At 69.5% G+C, this 20,372-nt stretch carries 17 protein-coding genes; 4 read left to right on the plus strand and 13 right to left on the minus strand.

Features of this window, described 5'->3' with window-relative positions; translation table 11 throughout:
* Positions 1–37 precede the first annotated feature (37 nt).
* A complete protein-coding gene (locus BXU09_RS03685) occupies positions 38–1,258 on the plus strand; it encodes a toxic anion resistance protein (protein ID WP_078304705.1) in 1,221 nt (406 codons plus the stop codon).
* Positions 1,259–1,287: 29 nt separating this feature from the next.
* The gene (locus tag BXU09_RS03690) at positions 1,288–1,932 is read left to right on the plus strand and encodes a uridine kinase (RefSeq protein ID WP_078300660.1); all 645 of its coding nucleotides are present in this window, start codon (positions 1,288–1,290) and stop codon (positions 1,930–1,932) included.
* Between the two features lie 49 nt (positions 1,933–1,981).
* Here the strand turns inward: BXU09_RS03690 and BXU09_RS03695 are convergent, their stop codons facing one another.
* From BXU09_RS03695 to BXU09_RS03705, 3 genes are all read right to left on the minus strand, one after another.
* Complete coding sequence (locus BXU09_RS03695) at positions 1,982–2,164, minus strand: DUF1540 domain-containing protein (protein WP_055362967.1); 183 nt, start codon at positions 2,162–2,164, stop codon at positions 1,982–1,984.
* Positions 2,165–2,392: 228 nt separating this feature from the next.
* Complete coding sequence (locus BXU09_RS03700) at positions 2,393–2,899, minus strand: hypothetical protein (RefSeq protein ID WP_078300661.1); 507 nt, start codon at positions 2,897–2,899, stop codon at positions 2,393–2,395.
* Positions 2,900–3,151: 252 nt separating this feature from the next.
* Entirely contained in the window at positions 3,152–5,044 is a 1,893-nt protein-coding gene (locus BXU09_RS03705) for an ABC-F family ATP-binding cassette domain-containing protein (RefSeq protein WP_078300663.1), read from the minus strand.
* 57 nt (positions 5,045–5,101) lie between these two features.
* Between BXU09_RS03705 and BXU09_RS03710 the strand changes: the two genes are divergently transcribed.
* A complete protein-coding gene (locus BXU09_RS03710; protein WP_078300664.1) occupies positions 5,102–6,715 on the plus strand; it encodes a FecR family protein in 1,614 nt (537 codons plus the stop codon).
* Positions 6,699–8,165 carry a CHASE2 domain-containing protein gene (locus BXU09_RS03715; RefSeq protein ID WP_078304706.1) on the plus strand — a complete coding sequence of 489 codons (1,467 nt, stop codon included), beginning with the start codon at positions 6,699–6,701 and terminating at the stop codon, positions 8,163–8,165. The genes BXU09_RS03710 and BXU09_RS03715 overlap by 17 nt, the downstream gene beginning before the upstream one ends.
* Before the next feature lie 281 nt (positions 8,166–8,446).
* On the opposite strand, the gene BXU09_RS03720 is transcribed toward BXU09_RS03715, so the two are convergent.
* From BXU09_RS03720 to nuoE, 10 genes are all read right to left on the minus strand, one after another.
* Positions 8,447–9,895 carry an NADH-quinone oxidoreductase subunit N gene (locus BXU09_RS03720; RefSeq protein WP_078300666.1) on the minus strand — a complete coding sequence of 483 codons (1,449 nt, stop codon included), beginning with the start codon at positions 9,893–9,895 and terminating at the stop codon, positions 8,447–8,449.
* 1 nt (position 9,896) lies between these two features.
* The gene (locus BXU09_RS03725; protein WP_078300667.1) at positions 9,897–11,339 is read right to left on the minus strand and encodes an NADH-quinone oxidoreductase subunit M; all 1,443 of its coding nucleotides are present in this window, start codon (positions 11,337–11,339) and stop codon (positions 9,897–9,899) included.
* Entirely contained in the window at positions 11,336–13,261 is a 1,926-nt protein-coding gene (gene nuoL, locus BXU09_RS03730; RefSeq protein ID WP_078300669.1) for an NADH-quinone oxidoreductase subunit L, read from the minus strand. The genes BXU09_RS03725 and nuoL overlap by 4 nt, the downstream gene beginning before the upstream one ends.
* Positions 13,262–13,267: 6 nt before the next feature.
* On the minus strand, positions 13,268–13,570 hold the full coding sequence (gene nuoK, locus BXU09_RS03735) for an NADH-quinone oxidoreductase subunit NuoK (RefSeq protein WP_055362417.1): 303 nt from the start codon (positions 13,568–13,570) through the stop codon (positions 13,268–13,270).
* The gene (locus tag BXU09_RS03740) at positions 13,570–14,199 is read right to left on the minus strand and encodes an NADH-quinone oxidoreductase subunit J (RefSeq protein WP_078300670.1); all 630 of its coding nucleotides are present in this window, start codon (positions 14,197–14,199) and stop codon (positions 13,570–13,572) included. The genes nuoK and BXU09_RS03740 overlap by 1 nt, the downstream gene beginning before the upstream one ends.
* A 115-nt stretch (positions 14,200–14,314) precedes the next feature.
* Entirely contained in the window at positions 14,315–14,866 is a 552-nt protein-coding gene (gene nuoI / locus BXU09_RS03745) for an NADH-quinone oxidoreductase subunit NuoI (RefSeq protein ID WP_055362416.1), read from the minus strand.
* Between the two features lie 90 nt (positions 14,867–14,956).
* The gene (gene nuoH, locus BXU09_RS03750; protein ID WP_078300672.1) at positions 14,957–16,117 is read right to left on the minus strand and encodes an NADH-quinone oxidoreductase subunit NuoH; all 1,161 of its coding nucleotides are present in this window, start codon (positions 16,115–16,117) and stop codon (positions 14,957–14,959) included.
* On the minus strand, positions 16,117–18,297 hold the full coding sequence (gene nuoG / locus BXU09_RS03755; RefSeq protein WP_078300673.1) for an NADH-quinone oxidoreductase subunit NuoG: 2,181 nt from the start codon (positions 18,295–18,297) through the stop codon (positions 16,117–16,119). Before nuoG ends, nuoH begins: the two co-directional genes overlap by 1 nt.
* 103 nt (positions 18,298–18,400) lie before the next feature.
* Positions 18,401–19,744: an NADH-quinone oxidoreductase subunit NuoF gene (nuoF, locus tag BXU09_RS03760; protein WP_078300675.1), complete on the minus strand. Its 1,344-nt coding sequence runs from the start codon at positions 19,742–19,744 to the stop codon at positions 18,401–18,403.
* Complete coding sequence (gene nuoE, locus BXU09_RS03765) at positions 19,741–20,364, minus strand: NADH-quinone oxidoreductase subunit NuoE (protein ID WP_078300676.1); 624 nt, start codon at positions 20,362–20,364, stop codon at positions 19,741–19,743. The genes nuoF and nuoE overlap by 4 nt, the downstream gene beginning before the upstream one ends.
* Positions 20,365–20,372: the final 8 nt, after the last annotated feature.

The following is a 20,372-nucleotide window of genomic DNA, read 5'->3' on the forward strand; positions in this document are numbered from 1 at the left end:
ATGCAACTCCTCATGTCCGGGGTGCGTAATGGAGGGCATGAGCGATGGTACTTCCGGTCCGCTGACTCCCCCCGACTCCCTGCTGAAAGCGCCGGACGCCGTCCCGGCCGTGCGGGCGCAGGAAGCGCCGGAGATGGTGCCGCTGTCCGCCGAGGACCGCGCGCGGCTCGACCAGATGGCCCGCGCCTTCGCGCAGGACGTCCTGAGTGCCGGGGCGCACACCCCGGAATTCAAACGCAAACTGGACGCCGTGCATGAACTCGGCCTGCCCGAACAGCGGGCCGCCGCGCAGAGCAGCAACCGCATGCTGGACCGCCCCCTGCGCGCCACCAAGGTCGGCGCACTCGCCGAGGGCAGCGACATCCTGCGCGGCCTGACGGACCTGCGCCGCACGGTGGAGGACCTGGACCCCAGCCGCGCGGCCACGCCCCGCCGCTTCCTGGGGCTGCTGCCCGGCGGGAAGAAGGTGCAGAACGCACTGGACAAGTACCAGAGCGCGCAGTCGCACCTGAACGGCATCCTGGAGGCGCTGTACCGGGGTCAGGACGAGCTGCGGCGCGACAACGCCACCATCGAGACCGAGAAGGTCCACCTGTGGGACACCATGCAGAAACTCCGGCAGTACGCGCACGTCGGGAAGGCCGTGGATGAGGCCCTCACGCAGCGCCTTCAGGAGTTGCAGGTCACCGACCCCGACAAGGCCCGCATGGTCAGCGAGGAACTGCTGTTCGCGGTGCGGCAGCGCGTCACCGACCTGCTGACGCAACTGGCCGTGAGCATCCAGGGGTACCTGGCGCTGGACCTCGTGCGGCGCAACAACCTCGAACTGATCAAGGGCGTGGACCGCGCCACGACCACCACCGTCAGCGCCCTGAAGACCGCGCTGATGGTCTCGCAGGCCCTCGGGACGCAGCAGGCCGTGCTGGGGCAGGTGACGGCCCTGAACGACACGACCGGCAAGATGATCGGCTCGACCGCCAGCCTGCTGCGCCAGCAGAGCACCGAGATCCAGCGGCAGGCGGGCAGCGCCACCGTGGACCCGCAGATCATCCAGGCGGCATTCCGGGACGTGTACGGCGCGCTGGACGCCATCAGCTCGTACCGGCAGCAGGCGCTGGAACGCTTCCAGGACACCATGCAGGTACTGGACAAGGAGGTCGCGCAGGCGCAGACGTACCTGGACCGCGAGCGGCAGCAGGCGTCCCGCGAACTCGCGCAGGACCTGAACGTCACGCCACAGGGCGAGCTGAAAATCTGAGCGGCCGCGTCCCCGACAGCCGGGAGGATGTGCTGGCGTGGCTGACGGCCCGCTGGGACGCCCTCCCGGCCCTTCCGGTCGCGCGGGTGGCCGTGGACGGCGTGGCCGGGGCAGGCAAGACGACCCTGGCCGACGAGCTGGCCCGGCGACTGCGGAGGCTGGGGCGGCCCGTGATCCGCGTCAGTATCGACGGCTTCCACCAGCCGCGCGTGGCCCGGTACCGCAGGGGCCGCACCTCACCGGAGGGCTTCTACCGTGACTCGTACGATCTGGCCGCGCTGGAACGCGAGGTACTCTCTCCCCTGTCGCCGGGTGGCAGCGGGCAGTACCGCCCGCAGGTGTTTGACGTCACGCGCGACGAACCTGTTCATGCCCCCGCACAGGAAGCCGGGCAGGGCAGCGTCCTGATCGTGGACGGCCTGTTCCTGCACCGCCCGGAGCTGCGCGACTGGTGGCACGATTCGGTGTTCCTGCGCGTGCCGTTCGAGGTGTCGGTGCCACGCGGCGCCGCCCGTGGGCCGGGATACGGCTCGCCCGATCCGCGGGCAGACAGCAACCGCCGCTACGTGGAGGGCCACTGCCTGTACTTCCGCGAGGCCGATCCGGAAGCGCATGCGGGCGTGGTGCTGGACTACACGGACCTGAACGCTCCCAGGATCGTCACGGCCCGGTAGATACAGTCAGGGCCGCCTCCATGTGAAGGCGGCCCTTGATCGTGGGCGTTCAGTTGTCGGCGCGGGCGCTCTGGCTTTCGTTCATGGCGTCGGCCGGGGCGAAGGTGAGGCACTGGGCGGTCTGGCCGCTCATGCTGACCTCGATCTGGCCGGCGGTGCAGTTCATGTCCTCGTTGAAGCGGCAGGTGGTGGCGTCGCAGCGGCTGACCATGCTCTGGGTGTCGTCGTTCATGGGACCCTCCTGCCTTCAGCGTGCGGCCGGGGCGGGCAGGGGATGGTGAGCTGCGCTGCACGGTGAAGGGAAAGGGCGGATTCCGAGTAAACGGGTCTGTTTTCTCCGTTCCAGGCGCTTTTGAGGCTGCTGGAGGCGACTCCGGGCGATGCTGGACCGGTCGGGGACGGCAGGCCTGCTCATGCCCTTCACATGCCCGGCAACAGGGCGTTCGACTGGAGCCCGGCTTCAGTTGAGCAGGCTGGCGCGGATGCCCTGGGCGCAGGCGACGCGGTGCGCGACCTGCGCGGCGTCCAGTTCGCCGTGTTCGCGCAGTCCGGCGGCCAGGACCTCGATCTCGGTCCAGGCGCGGCGCAGTCTGGCGCGGGTGCGGCCCCGCAGGACGCTCAGGTAGGCGTCCAGGGTGTCGCGTTCGTCCGGGTCGGTCAGGGCGCAGTCGAGGAGCATGCGGGCGTCCCGGCCGCCGTCGGGGGTGGGCGTGCCGCTCAGGTGGGCGGCCTCGGCGGGGGCCAGGGCGACCATCACGACTTCCTCGGCCAGCGCTCGGTTCAGGCGCAGCGCGGCCGGGTCCGGCGCGGCGGCGTACGTCACGCCGTGCAGGGTCACGCGGTCCAGGCGCAGCGGGGCGCGCGGGTGGGTGTGCGCCAGGAACGCCTCGGCCGCCCGGTGCAGCGAGCGGGCGTGCGCGGCGGTGGGGGCGGGGGCCTGGGGGGTCTGGGTGTGGGGGCTGGTCATAATCCTGACTTCCGGACTCAGGATAAGGGGGCGGGGGTGAGATTCGTAAGCACCGTCCGGGGGGGACTGTCCGAGGGGGCCGGACCTGTCCCGCCTGTCGCCTGCCCTCCCGGCTGTCATACGGGTTCCGTCTGTTCCGCTGACAACCCGGAACTTCACCGGATCGCCAGCTCCACGTCCGGAACCCGTTTCTCTCCTTCTCGCTTCGCTCGGATTGAACGGTCTTTGCAGCCCATTCACTCGGAGTCCGTATCAGCCGCCCTTCTCCTCGACCTCGGCCTGCCGCTCACTCCAGGCGGTCATCTTCGCTTCCAGCTGCACTTCCAGGTCGTGCGCGGCCTGTCCCAGCGCCACGAAGTCCGCGCCCACGGGGGCGGCGTTCAGGGCGGCCTGTGCCTCTTCCAGCGCCGCTTCCAGGCGGGCGATGTCGGCCTCGATGGCCTCGACCTCGCGCTTGAGGTGCCACAGGCCCTTGCCCTTCGGCGCGGCGGGTTTCGGGGCGGCCTTCGGCGCGGCGGCCAGTGCCTCGGCTTCCAGTTCGGCGGCCGTGCGGTGCTTGGCCTTGTAGTCCTCCCAGCCGGGGTACTCGTAGAACTGCCCGTCCTCGATCAGCCAGATGCGGTCGGCGAGGCCCTCGATGAAGGCGCGGTCGTGGCTGACCATCATCAGGGTCCCGCCGAAGTCCTCCAGCGCCACTTCGAGGCTCTCGACCATCTCCATGTCCAGGTGGTTGGTGGGTTCGTCCATGACCAGCAGGTTGTGGTCCTCCTGGGCCAGTTTCAGCAGGGCGAGGCGCGCCCGCTCGCCGCCCGACAGGATGCGGGTCTGCTTGTCGTGCTGGTCGTAGGGGAACATGAACGTGCCCAGCAGGTCGTGCGCCTGCGGGTCCTTCTGGGTGTAGGTGCGGGCCACGTCGTACAGCGTGTCGTTCGGGTCCACGCCGCGCAGCGCCTGATCGTAGTAGCCGACCGTCACGCGCGCCCCGGTCAGCAGGCGCGTGCGGGGGTCGTCGCTCTTCTCCAGGCCCAGCAGGGTGCGCAGGAAGGTGGTCTTCCCCGCGCCGTTGCGCCCGATGATGGCGATGCGTTCGCCCCGGCGGATCTGCACGCTCACGTCCCGGAACAGGGTGCGGCCCCCCGGCAGCACGCGGGTCACGTGCCGGGCGTCCAGGATCACGTCGCCACTTTCGGGTGCGTGGAAGGTGATGCGGGCCGTGCGCTGATCGGCGGGCGGGGCGGCGGTCGCGCGGCTCTGCATGCGGTCCACGCGGGCCTGCATGGCCTTGGCGCGCCGGGCGAGTTTGCTCATGCCCAGGCCCCAGATCTTCATGCGGTCGGCGCTGGCCTGCAGGCTGGCGATCTGCTTGCTCTCGATGGCGTGCCGGGCGGCCTGCTGCTCCTGCTCGACTTCCAGCAGTTCGCGGAACTTGGTGTAGTTCCCCGGGTACATCTTCAGGGTGCCGCCGCGCAGGTACGCGGTCTCGCGGGTCACGGTGTCCAGGAAGGTGCGGTCGTGACTGATGACCAGTACCGCGCCCGGATAGCGGCCCAGGAAGGCTTCCAGCCACTCGACCATCACGATGTCCAGGTGGTTGGTGGGCTCGTCGAGCAGCAGCACGTCCGGGTTCTCGACCAGCAGCGCCGCCAGACCCAGCCGGGTGCGTTCCCCGCCGCTGAGGCTGGACGCCAGGTCGTTCTCGCGGCCACGGAACCCGAAGGCGAGGATCACGGCGTCCTTGCGGCTGCGGCGCTCGAAGCCCCCCCGGCGCTGGTAGTGTTCCAGCAGCGCCTCGTGGTGCAGGATGCTGTCCGGCGTGCCGCTGCTCATGGCGTCGGCGGCGGCGCTCAGTTCGGCCTCCAGCTCGTCGAGGTCCTGGAAGGCGGCGTTCAGGACGCTGTCGATGGTCGCGCCGTCCGGGAACACCGGGTCCTGTTGCAGCGACCGGACCCGCACGCCGGGCGCGCGTTTCACGGTGCCCCCGTCGGGGGTGAGCCGCCCGGTCAGGAGCCCCAGCAGCGTGCTTTTGCCCGCCCCGTTCCGGCCGACCAGACCCACCCGGTCGCCCGGCTGCACGGCAAAATTCACTTCGCTGAGCACGGTCAGCGGACCGTACTCCTTACTGGCATCCACGACGGCAACAAGCACGCCCTGTAGTATACGCCCGTTACGAAACTGTCAGATTTTTCTCGTAGACTAGACAGAATGAAGGTGACGGCCCCCGCAGCAGTTCTGAAGCTCCACTCGAACCTCCGGGTCGCTCCCCTGACGGCGCTGCTCCTGCTGGGCAGCGCCTCTTCCAGTCTCGCGGCCGGCACCGCGGCCGGCGGCCCCCTGCTGCTCAGCGGCGCGCAGGGCAGCGTTGAGGTGCTGGGCACCACCAACACCTGGGCGCCTCAGGGCACCGGGATCGACGTGACCACCTCGCTGCGCACCGGCACCGGCCGCGCCGAACTGAAATCCGGGGCCGGGCAGGTCGTGGTGGGCAGCGCCTCGCGGCTGCGCCGCTACCTCGACGAGGCGGACCTGCTCGACGGGCGCTTCTTCCTGCGCGGCCCGGTGGCCGTGCACGTACAGGGCATTCACGTGGTCATGGAGGGCGCCGGGCAGATACGGGTGGACCTGAGCGGCAGGGCCACCCGCCGCGTGGCCGTCTTACAGGGACAGGCGCGCCTGAGCCTCAACGGCAAGCTCGTGACCCTGCGCGCCGCGCAGCAGGTGGACCTGAACAGCGGCCGGGTCACGGCCTTCCGTGAGCAGGACCCCTGGTACGCCTCGCAGTACCGGGGACTGGGGAGCGCCACCGTCGAGGCGACGCGCGGGCAGGTGCGCGTGGACCGCGCCGGACAGGCGCGCGTGGCGGTCGTCGGGGACGCGCTGGACCCCGGCGTGACCCTGAACACCGCCGCCGGCGCGTGGGCCGAGGTGGGCTTCACGGGCGGCGGGTACCTGCGCCTGAACGAACAGAGCGAACTGAGCGTGCTGGCGGTCGAACGTACCGAACGGGGCCGCGAGGTGCTGCTGAAACTCTCGCGCGGCACCGCCTGGAACGTCGTGCAGAAGGGGCAGGGCGGCTACCGCCTGGACACCCCGGTCGTCAGTACCGCCGTGCGCGGCACGGTCTTCCGGGTGGATGCCAGCGGCACCGTGAAGGTCTTCGAGGGTCAGGTGGCCCTGCCCGGCGAGAGCGATCAGGCGGTCAGTGCCGGGCAGCAACGTGCCGAGGCGGGCGGGGTGGGCACCTTGCAACTCGACGCCCTGGACCGTTTCAACCAGTCGCTGGACGCCGAACGCGCCCGGCCCCTCACGTTGGACCTGCCGCGCGGCCCGCGGCAACTGCAGGACCTGACCCTGCTGGCCCGCAGCCTGCCCGACGCGTCCGTGCAGGCCAGCGTCGCCGGACGCACCGTGCCCCTGGGCGGCGCGGACGGCGTGTTCCGCCTGGAACGCCTGGAGGACAGCCTGCCGGAAGGCACGTACGCCGTGACCGTCACCGCCACCCGCTACGGCCAGAGCCTGACGCGCCAGCTGCCGCTGGTCATCGACCGGACCGCGCCGGCCGTGACCGTGCAGGGCCGCCGCGAGGGCCGCGTCCTGACCCTGACCGGCCGCGTGCAGGACGCCAGCCTGCAGCCCGGCACCGACACCAGCAACCGCGTGACCCTGCGCGCGACCGTGAACGGCGTGACATACACCCGCACCGTCACCACCGACCACCCCGACTTCCACTGGACCCTGCCGCTGGCCACGCCCGGCACTCCCGTCACCCTGAACGCCAGGGACGAGGCAGGCAACGAACGCCATGTTGAGATCCCCTGACCGGTCACTGGCGCTGTACACCGTCCCGGCGGCGGCGATCCTGGCGCTGCTGCTGACCTTCCTGCTGCCGAACAACACCCGCCTGTGGGACGCCCTGAACCGCGCGCTGCCCAGCGCCACCGACCGGCGCGTCGTCCTGGTCGGCATCGACGACGCCTCGCTGCGCGACTACGGCCGCATCGGCACCTGGCCCCGCGAACTGTACGGTCAGGCTCTGCGCACCCTCGATCAGGCCGGCGCGACCGCCATCGGCATCGACGTGCTGCTCAGCGATCCCGCCCTGAACGACCGCCGCCTCGCCGACGCGTTCAGCCAGCCGAACGTCGTCCTGGCCACCGCCCCTGGCGAGAGCGGCCTGCTCGCCAGCCCCGACTGGCTCTCCCCGACCGGCATCAGCGCCCTGAACGTCAGCCCGGACGGCGTGGTCCGCACCTTCCAGACCAGCTACCCCACCAGCGACGGCACGCCCGGCCCCAGCTTCGCGCGGCAGCTGGCTGTCGCCGCCGGCAGCAGCGTTCCCCTGAGCACCGAACCGCAACTGCTGCGCTACAGCTCCCCCGACCAGGACCGTCTGCCCGTCATTCCCTTCCGGGACGTGGTGAACGGCAACGTCCGTTACGGCGACATTCAGGGCAAGATCGTCATCATCGGCCTGACCGCCACCGGCAGCGGCGGCCCCAGCGTCCGCGACGTGACCGGACAGACCGTCGCCGGAGCGGCCCTGCAGGCGCGCGCCGTGTCCAGCCTCCTGAGCCCACCCTTCACGCGGCTCCCGCAGTGGCTGACCGCGCTGCTGGCCGTCGCCACCGCCATCACCGCCGTCCTGGCACGCGGCATGTGGGGCTTCGCGCTGGCCATGCTGACGCTGGGCGCCGCCATTCCCCTGTGGCTGGGCAACATCCTGCTGCCCGGCGTGACCCTCTCGTACGCCGCGATTCTGGGTACTGCCCTCGTCGTGCTGGAACGCTGGTGGAACCTGCGCAACCTCAGTGTCCGCGACCCCCTGACCGGCTTCGGCAACCGCGTCGCCTTCACCCGCGCCCTCGAACAGCGCTGGGCGACCCGCGCCGCCCGCCCGCTCGGCCTGCTGCTCGTCGACCTGAGCGGCTTTCGCAAGGTCAACGAACAGTACGGCCTGCAGGCCGGCGACGAACTGCTGCGCGACCTGTCCGGGCGCATCATGAAACACAAACGTCGCGGCGACCTGATCTTCCGCTGGGGCCCGGACGAGTTCGCCGTCCTGCTCGACAACGCCGGCACCCAGGACATGGCCCTCGTCACCCAGCGCCTCCAGGATTCCCTCGACCAGCTCAGCTACCGCGACCTGCACGTCCGCACCAGCGTCGGCGCCGCCCGCACCGGCCCGGACATCCAGACCCCCATCGACCTGGTCGAGGCGGCCAGCCGCAGCCGTTACCGCGTGAAGTACCAGCGCGAACAGCGGGGCTAGAGCAGACGGGAAATGGGAAGTGGCCCGCCTCTGCAACGCAGATGGCGGGCCACTTCCGTGCGGTGTGTTTCTCCGGGTGCCCGGTCAGTGGGGCGGCAGACCGGCCACCGACCCACTCCCCTCTTACCCGGATTCCCTTTGTTTCGCCGACAATCCGGAACTTCACCGGATTGCCAGCTCCACGTCCGGAACCCGTTTTTCTCCCACTCTGCGGGGCAGCTCTACGAGTCGCATCCGCTCTGATTGAAGGGTCTTTGCAGCCCCTTCAATCAGAGTCCGTATTACTGCCCGACGAGCAGCGTCCAGATGGCGGGGTTGGCGACCCAGCTGTACCAGATGTTCGGCAGCAGCCCCAGCGCGGTGACGCCGACCACGCCGAGCGCGACCGTGAGGGTGGTGGGCGTGCGCTGGCCCAGGCCGTACTCGCGGGCGGGGGTGCGGTCGGGCATGAACAGCAGCATGGCGGGCCGCAGGTAGTACACCAGGGCGGCGACGCTGGTCAGGGCGGCCAGGATGCTCAGCCACTCGTAGCCGTTCTGGAAGGCCGCCTGGAACACCAGGTACTTGCCGAAGAACCCGGCGAAGGGCGGCAGGCCCGCCAGCGAGGCGAGGCACACGGCCAGCGCGACGGCGTAGGCGGGGTGGCGGTAGTACAGGCCGCGCAGGTCGGGGATGCTCATGCCTTCCTCGCCCCGTTGCAGGGCGGCGACGATGGCCAGGGCGGCGGCGGTCATCAGGGTGTACACCAGCAGGTAGTACGTCAGGGCCGCGCCGCCGGCCTGGGGGGTGCCGAGCAGGGCCATGGCCAGGAAGCCGGTGTGCGCGACGGCCGAGTACGCCAGCATGCGTTTGAAGTTGAGCTGGCGCAGCGCGGCGAGGTTCCCGACGATCAGGGTCGCGGCGATCAGGACGGCCAGGACGGAGTGCCAGCCGGGTGCGTTTTCCAGCGCGCCGGAGAAGACGCGGAGCATCCCGGCGAACGCGGCGACCTTCACGACGGTGCTCAGGAACAGGCTGACGCTGGTGGGCGCGCCGCCGTACACGTCGGGTGTCCACTGGTGGAAGGGGGCCAGGGCGACCTTGAAGGCGAAGCCGCACAGCATCAGCAGCGCCCCGCCGACCAGGATGGCGGTGTTCTCGGGGTTCAGGACGCTGGTCTTCTCGGCGATGGCGGCGTAGTTGAGGCTGCCGGTCGCGCCGTACACGAAGGCGATGCCGTAGATCAGGACGGCGCTGCCGGCCGCGCCGAGCAGGAAGTACTTCAGGCCGCTTTCCTCGGCGCGTCGTGAGCCCTGCAGGGTCGCCAGGACGTAGCCGCTGAGGCTCATGATTTCCAGGCCGATCAGCAGGACGATCAGGTCGCCGGAAAAGGCGATCAGCAGGCAGCCGGTCACGGCGTACATGAGCATCGCGTCGAATTCCGGGAAGGACACGCGGGCGCGCCAGGCGGTGTCCAGCGTGACGAGCAGGGTCATGAGGGTGCCGGTCAGGATCACGAAGGCCAGCAGCAGCGCGGCGTTGTCGGCCTGGAGGCTGCCGCCGAAGGCGCTGGCAGCGCCGTTCCAGAGCAGCCCGAGGCTCAGGGCGCTCAGGGTGACGGCGCCGAGGTTGATGAAGGTCAGGACGCGGCGGCTGACCCAGAAGCCCAGCAGGGTGCTGCTGACCGCGCCGGCCAGGATGATCAGGACCGGCAGCAGCGGCGTGAGGGAAACGTCGGGCGGCTGGAGCATGTCAGTTGCCTCCCAGGGCGGTCAGGACGGCGCGCACGGCGGGCTGCATGAGGTTCAGGGCGGGCGCCGAGTACACGCCGAACAGCACCAGCACCGCCAGCGGCAACGCCAGGATCAGCCACTCGGTATGCACGAGGTCGCGCACGGCGACGGACCCGGCGGGCCGGGCCTGCCAGAAGGTCGTCTGGAAGGCGGTCAGGGCGTACGCGGCGGCGCCGATGGTGGTGACACCCGCGATGAACGCCAGCCACGGCGAGACCTGGTACGCGCCGAGCAGGATGCTGAACTCCCCGATGAAGCCGGCCATGCCGGGCACGGCGATGCTGGCGAACCACAGGGCCATGGTCAGGCCGCCCAGCGCGCCCGCCTGGGTCATGACGCCGCCCACGCGGGTGTCCAGGCTGCCGATGCGTTCCTGAAGCATCCCGACCGACAGGAACAGCGCGCCGGTGTACAGGTTCTGGAAGGCCAGCAGGTACATCGCGCCGATCACGGCCGTCTCGTTCAGTGAGAACACGCCGAGCGCCACGAAGCCCATGTGACTGAGGCCCGCGTAGGCGAGCAGGCGTTTCCAGTCGGTCTGCCCGAAGGCGATCCAGGCGGCGTACAGCGCGGTGAAGGCGGCCAGTCCCATCAGGATGGGACGCAGTTCCAGGCTGGCGTCCGGGAACAGCGGGATGGCGAAGGTGAACAGGCCGTACCCGCCGACCTTGTACAGGGTGCCCATCACGTCGGGGATGCCGCTGTCGTGGTTCTGCTCGTGGAAGTCCGGCAGCCAGGCGTGCATGGGCCACAGCGGCAGCTTGACGGCCATGGCCGCCAGGAAGCCCAGGTACAGCCACGTCTGCGCGCTTCCCTGCACGAGGTGCTGTTTCAGGTCGGTCATGGCGAAGGTGGGGCTGCCGCCGATGTAGCGCACGCCGATGATGCTGACCAGCATCAGCAGGCTACCGAACAGCGTGTAGGCCGCGAATTTCGTGAGGGCCGCCATGCGACCGGACTTGCCGTAGATGGCCAGCATCAGCAGAGCGGGAATCAGGGCGTCCTCGAAGAACACGTAGAACAGCAGCAGGTCCTGCGCGGCGAAGATGCCGATCAGACCCGTTTCCATCGCCAGGATCAGCGAGAGCATGGGGCCGGGGTTGGGAATGCGGCGCGCGGCGTACAGGATCGCGATGAAGGACATGAACGCCGTGACGAGCGCCAGCGCGAGGCTCACGCCGCCCAGCTGCACCGAGTAGGTGATGCCCAGCGGCGGAATCCAGTCCCAGCGGAACAGCTCGGAGCCGCCACCGCGCCAGATGGCGAGGCCCGCGCCGAGCGTCAGGGCGGCGATGAAGCCCGCCACCTCGTCCCGGAAGGTTTTCGGGGTGACCAGCAACAGCAGGCTGCCCAGGAGCGGCAGGAAGATCATGAGGGTGGGGAGCCAGTCGGTGAAGGTCATGCGCCACTTCCAATGGTCTTGAGGGCCCAGTAGCCGATGATGCCGGCCGTGCCGAGCAGCATGCTGACCGCGTAGGCGCGCACGAAGCCGCTCTGCCACAGCGTGAACAGCCCGCCGGGGCCGCTGGCGTTGCGGGCAATGCCGCTCAGGGCACTGTCGGTGCCGCGGTCCACGGTGTCCAGCGCGCCCGCGACGGCGCGGCTGGGGTTGCCGATCACGCCGTCATACAGGGCGTCCAGGTACAGGGCGTTCGAGCTGACGGCGCCCAGCGGGCCGCTGGCGAGCCGCCCGGCGCGGTGCGCCAGGAACGCCCAGCCCAGCCCGATCACGCCCGCCAGCACGGCCAGGACGGTCAGCAGCCACTCGGTACTGACGGGAATCTCGTGCGCGTGCAGCGGCACGGCCCGCCCGATGTAGTCGTCGAAGGCGTGCTTGCCACCCAGGAAGGTGGGGATGTTCAGGAAGCCCGCCAGGGTCGCCAGCGCGGCCAGCACGCCCAGCGGGATCTTCGTCAGGGTGTCGGCCTCGTGCGGGTGGCCGTGCCCACGGTACGCGCCGCGCCACACCAGGAAGTACCAGCGGCCCATGTAGAAGGCGGTCAGGAGTGCCACGCCCAGCCCGATCAGGTATAGCGCCGTGTTCTGCTCGTACGCGGAGGCCAGGATGGCGTCCTTGGAGAAGAAGCCGCTCCAGATAGGAATCCCGGCGATCGCCAGCACGCCCGCCACGGACACGAGGTGCGTGAACGGCATGAATTTATGCAGGCCACCCATCCGGCGGACGTCCTGCTCGTCGTGCAGCGCGTGGATCACAGCGCCCGCCGCGAGGAACAGCAGCGCCTTGAAGAACGCGTGCGTGAGCAGGTGGAACACGCCCGCCGAGTAGGCGTGCAGGCCGACCGCCAGGAACATGTACCCCAGCTGCGACACCGTGGAGTACGCCAGGATCTTCTTGATGTCCGTCTGGTTCAGCGCCGACAGCGCGCCGTACAGCGCGGTCAGGCCGCCCGCCCACGCCACCCAGGTGCTGGCGTTCGGGGCGAGGTCATACAGGAAGTGGCTGCGCGCCACGAGGTACACGCCGGCCGTGACCATGGTCGCCGCGTGGATCAGCGCCGAGACGGGCGTGGGGCCCGCCATGGCGTCCGGCAGCCAGGTCGTCAGGGGCAGCTGGCCGCTCTTGCCGACCGCGCCGACGAGCAGGAACAGGCAGGCCAGTTCGATGCCCGCCTGCGCAACCTGCGCGCCCTCGACCCGCTCGGCGAGTTCGGGGATGCTCAGGGTGCCGTACAGCTTGAACAGCAGGAACATGCCCAGCATGAAGCCCAGGTCCCCGATGCGGTTCATGATGAACGCCTTGCGCGCGGCGTTGGAGTTGCTGACCGCCTCCGCGTCACTGGCGGCACGGACCTGCGCGTCACTGGCCTCGCTGTTCCGGCCACTGAACCAGAAGCCGATCAGCAGGTACGACGCCATGCCCACGCCCTCCCACCCGACGAACATCAGCGGGTACGAGTCGGCCAGCACCAGGATCAGCATCATCGCCACGAAGAAGTTCAGGAACGCGAAGAAGCGCGTGAACTTCGGGTCGTGCCCCATGTACGAGATCGAGTACAGGTGAATCAGGAACCCCACGCCCGTGATGATCAGCGCCATCAGGGCCGAGAGTTGATCGAGCCAGAAGCCCACCGACAGGTTCGCGTTCAGGGCCATGTTCGGCAGCCACGTCCACAGCAGCTCGTGGGCGGGGGCGGCCCCCTGGTTCAGGTAACGGATGACGGCCACGACGAACGCCGCGCCGACCAGACCGGTCGCCAGCCACCCCCCGGACTTGCCGGGGAACAGCCGGGGCAGCACCATCAGGGCCGTGAAGCCCAGCAGGGGCAGGAGGGGCAGCAGGTACAGAGCAGGAAGACTCTCCATGAGCACTCAGCCTTTCAACGCCGCGAGGTCGTCCACGTTGGTGGTCTCGCGTTTACGGAAGATGGCGACGATGATCGCCAGACCGATCGCCACCTCGGCGGCGGCCAGCGTCATCACGATGAACACGGCCGTCTGACCGGTCGGGTCGCCCCAGGAGCGCGCGAACGCCACCAGCGCGATGTTCGCGGCGTTCAGCATCAGTTCCACGCTCAGGAACACCATGATCGCGGTGCGGCGGGTCAGCACGCCGATCATGCCCAGCGCGAACAGGATCCCGGACAGCGCCAGGTAGTACGTGGTGGGCACCATCAGGCACGCACCTCCCCGTCCTGAGCGGCCTGCATCAGCGCCGGGGCGGCCCCGCGCGGCGCGGCGACCCGTTCCTCACGTGCCGTGACCAGCGGTTCTTCCAGTTCATCCGGCACGCCGTCCGGCTGCGCGGCCGGGCGCTGCACCAGCGCCACCGACCCCACGATCGCCACCAGCAGCAGCACACTGACCGCCTCGAACGGCAGCAGGAAACGGGTCAGCAGGGTCTCCCCCATCACCATCGCCGTGCCGCCGCGCAGCGCCTCGGCCCCCTCGGCCAGCGGGCGCGGATCCCTGAACGTGAACGCCAGCACCACGAACGCCCCGGCCAGAAGTGTGCCGCCGATCCCGGCGAGTTCCCGCACGTACGGCACCGGGTCGCGCGACGTGACCGGCTGGTTGGCGTTCAGCAGCATGATCACGAACAGGAACAGCACCATCACCGCGCCCGCGTACACGATCACCTGCGTCGCCGCCAGGAACGACGCGTTCAGCGTGGCGAACAGACCCGCCACGCACAGCAGCGTCCCCACCAGCCCCAGCGACGCGTGCACCGCGTTACGCGCCGCGATGGTGATCACGCCGCCCACGATCGCCAGCGCACCCAGCAGGATGAACGCCAGCATCATGGGCGGCCTCCGGCCACGGGGAGTGGGGTGTGGGGAGTGGGACACGGGAAGGACGCCGTGCGCGGGGCGCGGGGCGCAGGACAACCATCAACTTTCAACCATCGACCATCGACTCTCACGGGTACTTCACTCCTTCCAGTTCCGCGCGGGGCTGCCCCTCGAGCTGGAAGCCCAGCCGCACGGGTTTCCCGCTCCGGGCGGCCTCGCGGCGCTGCGGGAGGCTGCCGGTCACGCCGACCAGCATGTCTTCCTTGGCGTACACGAAGTCGCCCGCGCGGTAGTCGGCCATCTCGAACTCGTTGCCCATGACGACCGCGCCGGTCGGACAGGCTTCCTCGCACATGCCGCAGAAGATGCAGCGCAGCATGTTGATCTCGTACACCTTCGCGTAGCGTTCGCCGGGCGCGGTGGGGTTGGCCGGGTCGTTCTCGGCGGCCTCCACGTAGATGGCGTAGGCGGGGCAGGCGGCGGCGCACAGCGAGCAGCCGATGCACTTTTCCAGGCCCAGTTCGCCGGGGCGCTGACCGGGGTGGCGGGTCAGGACGTGCCGTCCCCGGAAGCGGGGTTGCAGCGTGGCTCGCTGTTCGGGGTAACTGACGGTCACGGGCTTCTGGAACAGTTTCCCCAGCGTGACGCCCATGCCCCTGGCAATCTCAAGAACGCCCATGTGTGGCTCCTTTGTGGGTGGGAAGTGGGGAGTGGAAAGTGGGCAGTGGGTGGGAGACAGGCTGCGGCTCCAGCACCGCGCACCCCCTCATCAGTCGCCTCCGGCGCGGACTGCTTCGCTCTCGGGGCGGCGCACGGTGGGCTGGTTCCACAGGACGCGCACGCGGTCGCTCATGATCAGCAGGGCCAGCAGTCCGGCGAGGCTGAGGACGCCCAGGAACCACAGGCCGCCGGTGCCGCGGAACGCCAGGAACGCGGCGGTCATGACGGTGTTCGCCAGGGCCAGCGGCAGGATCAGTTTCCAGCCGAAGCGCATCAGCTGGTCGTAGCGCAGCCGGGGCAGGGTGCCGCGCACCCAGATGAACAGGAACAGGAAGAACGCGATCTTGGCGACCAGCCACACGATCGGCCAGTCGGACATGCCGGGAATGACGGCGTTCAGGATCTGCGGGCCTTTCCAGCCGCCGAAGAACAGAGTGGCCATGACGGCGGACGCGGTGATCATGTTCACGTACTCGGCCATCTGGAACAGCGCCCACTTGATGGCGGAGTACTCGGTGAGGTACCCGGCGACGATCTCCTGCTCGGCTTCCGGCAGGTCGAAGGGCGTACGGTTGACCTCCGCGAACGACGAGATGAGAAAGAGCGCGAAACCCAGCGACTGGAACAGCAGCAGCACGCCGTTCTGCGCCTGCCAGCCCACGATGCCCTGGAAGGAGGTGGTGCCGACGATCATCAGCAGGCCCAGGATGCTCAGGCCCATGCCGAGTTCGTAACTGATCATCTGCGCGCTCGAGCGCAGCGCGCCCAGCATCGGGTACTTGCTGCCCGACGCCCAGCCGCCCAGGAAGATGCCGTACACGCCCATGGAGGTCAGGGCCAGCAGCGCCAGAATCCCGGCGTCCAGGCTGTACACCCAGGGGTTCTCGCCGAACAGGCTCCCGGCGGGACCGGCCGGAATGCCGCCGAAGGCGGTCAGGGCCATGCCGATCGCGATGATGGGCGCCAGGGTGTACACCAGCTTGTCGGCCAGCGTGACGGTCACGTCTTCCTTGAAGATGCTCTTGATGGCGTCGGCGGCGGGTTGCAGCAGGCCCATGGGACCCACGCGGTTCGGGCCGGGGCGCAGCTGCATGCGGCCCAGCAGTCGGCGTTCGATCAGGGTCATGTACGCGAAGGTGGTCAGGAGGGCCAGGACGACCAGCACGGCCTTGAGCAGCGAGATCAGCAGGGTGGCGATGAGGTCCGGCATCAGTCGTCCCCTCCGGCGCGGGCGGGCGGCGCGGCGGGCGCCACGGGCAGTTGCCAGTCGCCCTGCACGAGCTCCTCGATGCGGTCCACCCAGGTGAGCCGCCGGGCGTGCATGCGCTCCGTCCAGAGTTTCGGCGTGTGCGGCGCGGCGGGCGCCGCGAAGGTCTGGTGGAAGGTGTGCAGCGCGCCGCGTGCGGGCAGGTCGGTCAGGTTCAGGCCCACCCGGTCGGCCAGCAGCGCGTGTGCGCCGCGCAGTCCGCGGGCGGGAGCCTTCACGCCCAGCGCCTCGGCCAGGGCGACCAGGGTGCGGATCAGGTCGGCGGCCTCACCGCTGCGGATGGCGGCCGGGTGCAGCGGCAGCAGGCGACCTTCGAGGTTCTGCACGGTGCCGCGCTTCTCGTAGTTCGTGAGGGCGGGCAGGACCACGTCCGCCAGTCGGGCGGTGGTGGTCAGGTGCGTGTCGTGCACGACCGTGAACCCGGCGGCGCGCACGCCGGGGTCCAGGCGACTGATGAACGCCGCAGGTGCCTCCTGCGCCCGCGAGAGCGGCAGGCCACCCGCGCGCGGCACGAGGTTCAGCGCCCCCAGCCCCCGGCTGTTCGCGGCGGCGGGAATGGCGATGACCTTCGCGCCGGTCCGGGCGGCGAGGTCCGACAGGTTCGCGCTGAACGACCCGCTCGCGCCGTTCAGGACGTCCGCGCCCAGGATGATCACGGGCCGCTCGGCGCCCTCCAGCAGTGCCAGGACGGCCCGGAGTTCATCGGTGTCCGGGTGGGTCAGGCGGGCCAGGGCGCCCCTGCCATTCGCGCTGACGCGGTGCCCGGCGTGCGCCCACAGGCGGCTCTCCTGGCCGATCACGGCCAGCCGCTCGGGCCTCCGGGCGGGGCGTTCCACGAGGCGCAGGTCCGCGATGGCCGTCCCGTGCGCGAACTCAGGCGGGATCAGGCCGCCGCGCAGCATCTCCAGGATGCGCAGTTCCAGCACGGGCGCTTCCTCGCCCAGGTCTGCGCCGATCACCACGACGGCGTCGGCGGTCGCCACGTCCGTCAGGGTCGCCTGCGGCGCCGTCACGCTCACCTCGTAGCGGGGGGAGTGATCCACGCTGCGCGCACCCGTCGCGGCGGCCAGGGCCTCCAGCGCCGCGCCCTCCTCCAGGGTGCTGTCCGCGCCCAGGTACAGCGCCACGTCTGCCGTGCGCATGCCCGAGAAGCCGCGCTTCATGGCGTCGATGGCGGCGTCCCAGGTGGCCGGAACCAGTTGCCCGTCCTCGTCGCGGATCAGGGGTGTGGTCAGGCGCTCCTCGCTGGCGAACACGTGCCCGAAGCGGCCCGCGTCGCAGATCCACGCCTCGTTCACGTCGCGGTTCTCGCCCGCCACGATGCGTTCCAGGCGGCCGTTGCGGGCGTCCACCGTGATCGAGCACCCGACCGGGCACAGCGTGCAGGTGGTGGGCGTGTGGTCGTACTCCCAGTTGCGGCCCCGGAAGCGCGCCACGTTGTCCAGCAGCGCCCCCACCGGGCAGATGTCCGTGATGTTCCCCGAGAAGCCCGTGGGCAGCCCGCCCTCCTGCGTGTCGATGAAGGTGTGCCCACCCCGCTCGATGAAGTCCAGCACCTCCTGGCCCGGCACCTCCTCGAAGTACCGCACGCACCGCTTGCAGTGAATGCAGCGTTCCTGATCTAGAATCACGAAATCAGACAGCGGGTAGTGCTTGTCCGCATGGCGCCGGTCGAAGCCGAAACGGCTGGCGCCGTACCCGTACTCGAACGCGCGGTCCTGCAACTCGCACGCGCCGCCCTTGTCGCAGGTGGGGCAGTCGAGCGGGTGGTTCAGCAGCGTGAATTCCATCATGCCCGCCTGCGCCTTCGCCACGACCTCGCTGGTTTTCGCGGTACGGATGTGCATGCCCTCGGTCGCCTGCATCGTGCAGGACGCCATCGGCTTGGGGAACCAGAAGATCTTCGGCGTGGCCGCGTCCCCCTCGCCCTCCATCACGAACGACCCGTCCGGGTTCTTGCGGGGCGAGCCGGACTCCACGAGGCACATGCGGCACGCGCCCACCGGACTTAAATACTTGTGCGCGCAGAAGTACGGCACGTCACCCCCCGACGAGAACACCGCGTCGATGGCGCTGGTACCGGCCGGGAGTTCGACTTCGATTCCATCCACATGAACTTTCACAGGGCCTCCCTTCGGTCGGCGCAGAAGGCTGAAGGCTGAAGGCCAGGGATCAAATCCGTCGTCATCTTCACCATCTGCCTTCTGCCATATGCCATCTGCCCGTTCACGCGTCCTTCCAACGTTTGCGCGCGGGGTACAGCGGCTGCTGCGTCGTCGCCAGCGCGTCGTATTCCTCGCGGAAGAGTTTGATGGAGCTCAGGACCGGGCCGAGGCAGGCGTCGGCCAGCGCGCAGAAGGAGCGGCCGCCGATGTTGTCGCTCATGTCGAGGATGAGTTGCACGTCGCCGGGCTGCCCGCGTCCGGTGACGAGTTTCTGGTACATGCGGGTCATCCAGCCGCTGATGCCCTCGCGGCAGGGGGTGCACTTGCCGCAGCTTTCGTGGCCGTAGAAGCGCACGAGGTTCCAGGTGGCGTTCACGATGCAGTCCGCCTTCGGGATCAGGGTCACGCCGCCGGTGCCGAGCATGCTGCCGGCGGCGGCAATCGCCTCGTAATCCATGGGCGTGTCGAGAATGGCGTCGGTCCAGGGCAGCATGGGGCAGCTGCTGCCGCCGGGAATGATGGCCTTCATCTCCTCGAGGGGGCCGCCTGCCCAGTCGTAGATGAGTTCGCGGAAGGTGGTGCCCAGCGGCAGTTCGTACACGCCGGGCCGCGCGACTGGCCCCGACACCTGGAAGAGTTTCATGCCCTTGCTCTTCTCGGTGCCCATGCCCGCGTGCCAGTCCGCGCCGTAGCGCAGGATCTGCGTGGCGGCGCAGAAGGTCTCGACGTTGTTGATGGTGGTGGGCAGCCCGTATAGGCCCGCCGCCGCCGGGAAGGGCGGTTTGAGGCGCGGGTTGGCGCGCAGGCCCTCCAGCGAGTTCATCAGCGCGGTTTCCTCGCCGCAGATGTACGCCCCGGCGCCCCGGTGCACGTACAGCTGGAAGTCGAAGCCGCTGCCCAGGATGTTCTGCCCCAGCAGCCCGGCCGCGCGGGCCTCGTGAATGGCGGCCCAGACGCGCTCGGCGGCATGCACGTACTCACCACGGATGTAGATGTAGCCCACAGAGGCGCGCATGGCGTACGCGGCGATGATCATCCCCTCGATCAGCTGGTGCGGGTCCTCACTCAGCAGGTAGCGGTCCTTGAAGGAGCCCGGTTCGGACTCGTCGGCATTGCAGATGATGTAGTGCGGCTTGCCGTCCTTCAGAGGCATGAACGACCACTTCAGGCCCGTCGCGAAGCCCGCGCCGCCGCGCCCGCGCAGGCCGGATTTCTTCACCTCGTCGATCACGGCGTCCGGCCCCATCGCAAAGGCACGTTTGACTGGTTCGTACCCGCCGTTCTCGCGGTAGTACGCGAGCGTCCAGCTTTCTGCCTGCCCAACGTGGGCGTACAGCGTCGGCGCGAAGCGTGGGTCTTTCGCGCTGGTGATCGGTTTGGGCGGCGTGGGGGCGGTGACGGTCACGCGTCACCTCCGGCCTGTCCGGGCAGGCGGTGCAGGCCCGTCACGCTCGACCCGACCGCCTGCCCGTTCGCCAGCACCTGCCGCCCGTCCGCGCCCACCGTGACCGGCACCGGGTTGTCCGGCAGCGGTTGCAGGTCGTTTCGCAGCGACTCCAGAATCCGCGCGCACTTACCCGGCCCCACGTTCTCGTAGTACCCGTCGTCGTTGATCTGCATCATCGGCGCGGTGCCGCACGAGCCCAGGCACTCGACCTTCTGCACGCTGAACCGCCCGTCCGCGCTGACCTCACCTGGCTGCACGTCCAGCGTCTCGACCAGGTGATCCCACAGCTCGTCCGACCCGGCCAGCGCGCACATCAGCGTGGAGCACACCTGCAGGTGATACCGCCCGGTCGGAACCGTGTGGTACGTGGAGTAGAAGCTCATGACCGAGCGCACCTCGGTCGCCGTCGTGCCGCACAACGCCGCGATCTCGGCCATGCGAGATTCGGACACGAAGCCCTCTGCGTCCTGCACCTCGCGCAGCAGCGGCATCAGCGCCGAGCGGCGGCCCTGCGGCGAATCCGGGTAACGGCTGAAAATATCCGCCACCAGTGGTTGTCTGTTTTCGAAATACGTCAAGGTGAGGA

This window comes from Deinococcus sp. LM3 (assembly GCF_002017875.1).
Classification (GTDB): Bacteria; Deinococcota; Deinococci; order Deinococcales; family Deinococcaceae; genus Deinococcus.